8 protein-coding genes and 1 pseudogene are annotated in these 5,124 nt (G+C 57.9%); 1 reads left to right on the top strand and 8 read right to left on the bottom strand.

The window, feature by feature from the left end; all coding sequences use genetic code 11:
- Positions 1-64: 64 nt before the first annotated feature.
- The 6 genes from A2Z13_03615 to A2Z13_03590 all read right to left on the bottom strand — a co-directional run bounded on the left by A2Z13_03615 (position 65) and on the right by A2Z13_03590 (position 2,854).
- Positions 65-520 carry a mechanosensitive ion channel protein MscL gene (locus A2Z13_03615; GenBank protein ID OGP80505.1) on the bottom strand — a complete coding sequence of 152 codons (456 nt, stop codon included), beginning with the start codon at positions 518-520 and terminating at the stop codon, positions 65-67.
- Positions 521-602: 82 nt separating this feature from the next.
- Positions 603-884 carry a hypothetical protein gene (locus A2Z13_03610; GenBank protein ID OGP80504.1) on the bottom strand — a complete coding sequence of 94 codons (282 nt, stop codon included), beginning with the start codon at positions 882-884 and terminating at the stop codon, positions 603-605.
- Positions 885-916: 32 nt separating this feature from the next.
- The gene (locus A2Z13_03605) at positions 917-1,171 is read right to left on the bottom strand and encodes a hypothetical protein (protein OGP80507.1); all 255 of its coding nucleotides are present in this window, start codon (positions 1,169-1,171) and stop codon (positions 917-919) included.
- Between the two features lie 220 nt (positions 1,172-1,391).
- A complete protein-coding gene (locus tag A2Z13_03600; protein OGP80503.1) occupies positions 1,392-1,949 on the bottom strand; it encodes a hypothetical protein in 558 nt (185 codons plus the stop codon).
- Between the two features lie 127 nt (positions 1,950-2,076).
- A complete protein-coding gene (locus A2Z13_03595; protein OGP80502.1) occupies positions 2,077-2,262 on the bottom strand; it encodes a hypothetical protein in 186 nt (61 codons plus the stop codon).
- A 139-nt stretch (positions 2,263-2,401) separates the two neighbouring features.
- Positions 2,402-2,854 carry a hypothetical protein gene (locus A2Z13_03590; GenBank protein OGP80501.1) on the bottom strand — a complete coding sequence of 151 codons (453 nt, stop codon included), beginning with the start codon at positions 2,852-2,854 and terminating at the stop codon, positions 2,402-2,404.
- Between the two features lie 352 nt (positions 2,855-3,206).
- Between A2Z13_03590 and A2Z13_03585 the strand changes: the two genes are divergently transcribed.
- Positions 3,207-4,400 (top strand): hypothetical protein, encoded by a 1,194-nt coding sequence (locus A2Z13_03585; protein OGP80500.1) that lies wholly within the window; start codon positions 3,207-3,209, stop codon positions 4,398-4,400.
- Positions 4,401-4,410: 10 nt separating this feature from the next.
- On the opposite strand, the gene A2Z13_03580 is transcribed toward A2Z13_03585, so the two are convergent.
- The gene (locus A2Z13_03580) at positions 4,411-4,629 is read right to left on the bottom strand and encodes a hypothetical protein (protein OGP80499.1); all 219 of its coding nucleotides are present in this window, start codon (positions 4,627-4,629) and stop codon (positions 4,411-4,413) included.
- Between the two features lie 32 nt (positions 4,630-4,661).
- Positions 4,662-5,124 (bottom strand): annotated as a pseudogene (locus A2Z13_03575) (transporter).

Here is a 5,124-nt window from a genome sequence, read left to right as displayed (position 1 = left end):
CTAATTGAGAAAAAAGGGAACTTGGTGCGAAGCCAAGTTCCCTTTGTGTCTTGGGATGGTGCCCCTATGCCGCCTTGAGCTCCGAGGTGCAGTGGGCGCATCTCGTTGCCTTGATGGGGATGTTCGACAGGCAATGCGGGCACTCCTTCGTCGTCGGCTTGGCGGCGGGGGCCTCTTCCTTCTTCTTGAGGGAATTCATGCCGCGGACCACGAAGAAGATGGCGAAGGCGACGATGAGGAAATTGACGATGGTGTTCACGAACAGTCCGTAGTTGAGCGTGACCGCTCCCGCCCCCTTCGCCGCAGCGACCGTCGCGTAGGGACCGGCGGTCTTCCCTTCCTTGAGCACCATGAAGAGGTTCGAGAAGTCCACGTTTCCCAGGATGAGCCCGATCGGCGGCATGAGGACGTCGGACACCAGCGACGCGATGATCAACCCGAAGGCCGCGCCGATGATGATGCCCACCGCCATGTCCATGACGTTCCCCCGCATGGCGAATTCCTTGAACTCTTTCAGCATGTCCGATCCCCTCTCTCCTTGTATGCTTCGTATAAGGCTTCCATCCCCTTCCTTCACGCGGCCGAAGGAGCAAGCCTCGGGGTTATTTCTTCTTCGTCTCCTTTGCCTTCGCGTCCTTGACCTCGATCGTGGTCGCCGTCATCCGGTACTCGATGGTCACCTTGGAGCCGACCTTGAGGTCCCCCGTGACCTTCGTGTCCTTGCTATGGGCAATCTCCCACTTGTCCTTCCCCTTTTGCACGACGATGACATCGTCCTTGAGCTCCAGGACCGGCCCCGTCACCTGGTACGTGTTCGGCTGGCCGGCGAAAGCGAGCGAGGCGACCAGCAGGACGGCACAAACGAGCAGCAACGTGCGTTTCAACGGGAATCCCCCTTTCGGTTTAATTATGCGGATCACTGGACGGTGATCTGGTCCTTGATCTTGTTGCAGATCCCCTGCTTGATCCCCTTGACCTTCATGATGTCCTCGGTATTCTGGTACGGACGACCATCGATGACGGCCTGCGCCTTCTTCGGGCCGATCCCCGGCAGCGCCTCCAACTGCTCCTTGGATGCCGTGTTGATGTCCACGGGAGCCGCAGCAGCCAATGCGCTCCCAACGGTCAAGGCGAGGGCCGCCGCGACAACGACCGCAAACACCGCCCCCATGCGATACGGTTTTCGGGCCATGATCTTCTCCATCTCACCCTCCTTTGCGGTGGATTGCGCCCGGAACACAATGCAATTTACATAAACCTAATATAATTAAGAATTGTCTGGTGCGGAACCGAATTGAAATACCTATTTCGGGGAGGGGGTCATGGGGTTCCTCGATGACGTCGTGGGAAAGGTGAAGGAGGCGGGCGGCGGGGAGGGCCTTGAGGCCCCCTCAGAACGGGTACCCCTTCTTCCCCTGCACGCCCTTGAGGGCGGAGATCTCCCCGCAGTGGCTGAAGGCGTGGCCGATCACCACGTTATTGACGACGAAGCCGACCGACTGCGTCCCCATCCCGACTGCGGAGAGGTCCATGGGGCGGTCGAGTTCCGTGTCCGGTGCGCTCGATAGGTACGCGTCCGTGGCAGCGTAGACCGACTGCGCGTAGGCGCGGAACACCGCAAGGTCGACCCGCACCCTCCGGCTCCAGCCCGCGAACTCGCCGGCCCAGTCCTTCACCGAGGCAGGGTCGGGAGGAAGTTCGGAGAGCCCTGTTCCACCGGCGTGCGGTCCCGCGAAGAGCGGAACCCCTCCCCGGAACAGAACGTTCACAACCCAGTCCTCGGACGTCACGAAGTGGGCATAGGCGGCCCCGATGGGAAGGGCGATCCCCGGCGGCCCCCAATGCGCCATCTCCGCGTTCACGTCTTCCATCGTCGCCTCGAGAAACCAGTGAGCCGACTGGACCTGACCCCGGATCCACGCGGTTATTCGGCTTCCATCCTGCGACATGTTTCCTCCTTATCCTTACAGAATGCCAAATACAGAACTGGATTTCATTTTTCTGAATGACCTCCTCGCCTCTCCTTTTCCCGCCAGTAATCGGGAAATCCCTCGTGACTTCGGTAACCATCCCGGATCAGGCGGCTTTCTCTCGAATGACCGAGCAGGCGGCCTGATAGATCTCCTCGACCTCGAACCAGTCCTCGGCATGTTCCGTTTGCACGTGGTGCATAAGCGACTCGATGACAATTTCCCCTGTTTCCCCCTCTTTAACGAAATTACAGTCCATCCCCAGTTCCTTGCAGCTGATCGATATAGACATTGCACACCTCCAATCGCTCAACGGATTTTCCCCGCCACGCCGTTTTGTTCCGTGCAGGTAAGATGCGCTCCGATTGCTTCGGAGTTTCGTCAGACGGACAAATAACAAGAAGGATGTACGTCGTAACGAGGTGGTTGGCCTACTTCTCGGGGGCCTTGATCGCTTCCATCTCCTCCTTGGTGAGTTCCTTCCTCCTCTTCAGGGTCCACTTGCCGATCCATTTCTTGAAGATTTCCAGGTTGGCTGCACGTTCAGCGTCGGTGCTCCCGAGGTTCAAGTACATGTTGCCCGGCTTCCCATCCTTGGTGTTCTTTCCGTCGTCCAGCCTTCTCATCAGGGCGCCGGCGTCCGTTCCCTTGACCACTACCATCAGGTTCCCGTAGGTGTCTAACTTCGACCCCTTCATCTTCTTCTTGTACCCTTCCTTGTCCTTGTAGAACTCCTCCATCGTGGGCGAGTTCGGCCCATGGCAGAAAATACACCTTTTGGCGATAATCCCCTTGATGTCCTTCTCATAGGTCACTGCCTCCTCGGCGAAAACCGGAACCGCAGTCACCATGACCACGAACGCGGCAAGAAGAAACCTGCTCATTCTTGACCTCCTCTGATACCTGGGTATTTGACATCCATTTTGACAGACCATCCGATATCTCTCCACGAGGAATAACTCAACCCCGTCCATTCTCCCCTCGGGACAGAAATCACAGGTGCCCAATTTTTCAATAAAACCCAGCGAGTCACAATTGAGCCACATTTCGGCCTGCGCGGGAGCCGTCGGAGGGCCGGGGGCATGCCATTCAAGGTGCAGATTTTCAACGGCAGCCCTTGTATTTTGGTAAATAATATACATTGGCCGGAAACCCCCCCTGAGGTTATAACTCCTTGGCCGTTGTAGAACTGACCATCGAATCACATGATGGATAAAAAACAGGAAAGGAGCAGCGATGCGACACAAGGTTCTGATGGTGCTCTTCATCGCCGGTTTCGTTGCGGGTTCGGCGGTCTTCGGCGCCGCCAGGCAAGACAAGAAAGGTTCCGGAAACGAGGAGTACATCGGTTCCGGGGGGTGCAGAAAATGCCACCTGGCGGAATACGACAGCTGGAAGCTCACCTATCACAGCAAGATGGTCCGCAAACGAGAAGAGGGGATCCTGAAGGACGTGGTCGAGAAGTGGAAAACCGACGGCATCAACCCCGGCCCCACCATTGCAAACGGCACCGGGAAGACGGTCGGCGTTTCCGACGTGGTGTATGTGATCGGCTCCAACTGGAAGCAGCGGTTCCTGGTGAAGAACGAGAGCACCAGCGGATACCAGTTCCTGAACAAGCAGTACAACCGGTATTCGGGCAAGTGGGAAAACTATGGCAACAAGAACGACTGGGACACGATGTGCGCCACCTGCCATTCCACAGGGTACCGACTGCTCGAATACGACCCGGCCAACCCCAAGGCGCAGAAGGCGACATGGGTGGAGCTCAACAACGGCTGCGAGAACTGCCACGGCCCGGGCGGGAAGCACGCGAAGAGCAAGTCCGGCAAGGATATCTGGAATTTCACGGGCAAGTCGAAGGCGGAACAGTCCCGGGTCTGCGGCTACTGCCACATCCGGGTGGAAAACGAACAGTACAAGTCGGCCCAGGGGAATCCGCGGGAAGACCTCCCCGCCCCGAAAGTCGGAGACACCTTCAAGCCGTGGGATGACTGGACGAAGTGGTATCCGGAGCACGTGATCATGCCCGGGATCCAGCCTGAAGACAAGATCGACGCCGAGTACAAGGGAGACCTGAAAGGAATGTTCATCCTGGACAACGTTTCCAGGGCCCGCGGCGTGTACGAGGAAGGCAAGCACCATGAGGAGTATCAGGGCTTCATCCAGTCGAAGCATTCCAAGAGCGGGGAGATTTCCTGCATTACCTGCCACTCTCCCCATGCGAGCAAGGGCAAGCCGATGAAGGACACCCAGAAGATCTGCACCCAGTGCCACGACGCGTCCTATACGTTCCAGAAGTACATGCCCGGCACCGGGAAGACCGCCGACAACCTGTTCGTGCGGTCCCACACTTTCCTCCCGGACCAGAAGCGGCCTCAACTGCCGACCGATTACGATATCATCGGGCCGCCGGAGTATTATCGTTAAACGTTCCGGATCAGAAGAAAAGGCGCGGAAAAGGCGGGGCCCTCCCCGCCTTTTCCATTTTCTCCGGTGCCATGTTCGATGGGACATTGCATAACTTATGGTGTCCCCTGGTAGCTATATGGAACACCCCGTACGGCATGATGTCGTACGCGATCTTCATTCCCGCGCCGTTCATCTGGAGTACCCCGTGCAAGGGGGCGTCCACGGCATAGAGGGACGAGGTGATCACAGGGGGCAGGTCGCCTCCGCCGTCGTTTTCCTTCACCGGAAAAGGGCAATGGAAAGGGCCGAACCGATCAGTACGATGTAGAGGATGTTCATCTTCCTAGCCAATGCGATGACTACGGCAACCCCGAACAAGACCCTGATCGGTTCCCAGGGGACCGCCACCGCAAACCGGATCGTCATATAGAAAAGGAGCCCCACGAACGATGCCAGGATCCCCCGCGTCGCCCCGGAGAAATATCTTGCGTCCTTCAAGCGGTCGAAAAAGGGGGTGGCGGCGACCAGGATGACGAAGGATGGAGCGAAGATCGCGAAGGTAGCCACCAGGGAACCGACGAACCCGCGAACCAGATAGCCGACAAAGGTGGCTGTAATGACGATCGGGCCAGGGGTGATCTGACCAAGGGCGATTCCGTCCATGAACGTCTTGCCATCCAACCATCCCTTTACGTTCACGATCTCGTGAAACATGAGCGGCAGGGATGCGAACCCTCCCCCA

Source organism: Deltaproteobacteria bacterium RBG_16_64_85 (assembly GCA_001798885.1).
Taxonomy (GTDB): Bacteria; Desulfobacterota; Deferrimicrobia; order Deferrimicrobiales; family Deferrimicrobiaceae; genus FEB-35.
The sequence above is the reverse complement of the archived record's forward strand: the minus strand, read 5'-3'. Positions and strand labels throughout refer to the sequence as shown.